This window comes from Enterobacter cloacae complex sp.6700776, from assembly GCF_048284255.1.
Classification (GTDB): domain Bacteria; phylum Pseudomonadota; class Gammaproteobacteria; order Enterobacterales; family Enterobacteriaceae; genus Enterobacter; species Enterobacter intestinihominis.
The window spans coordinates 1-200 of sequence record NZ_JBLVYK010000355.1 but is presented as its reverse complement, the minus strand read 5'-3'; the positions used below and the strand labels follow the sequence as shown (position 1 = coordinate 200).

The 200-nt window shown below is 50.5% G+C and carries 1 rRNA gene; it reads right to left on the bottom strand.

What is annotated here, in order from left to right:
- Window positions 1–126: 126 nt before the first annotated feature.
- Window positions 127–200 (bottom strand): 16S ribosomal RNA (locus tag ACNQ0T_RS24605); the annotation flags it as partial.

Genomic DNA, 200 nt, shown 5'->3' with positions numbered 1-200 from the left:
GCCGTGAAAGGGCGGTGTCCTGGGCCTCTAGACGAAGGGGACGTACAGTCTCAATCGCAAGACGCCTTGCTATTTACTTTTCATCAGACAATCTGTGTGAGCACTACAAAGGCAGGTTCTTTAAGGTAAGGAGGTGATCCAACCGCAGGTTCCCCTACGGTTACCTTGTTACGACTTCACCCCAGTCATGAATCACAAAG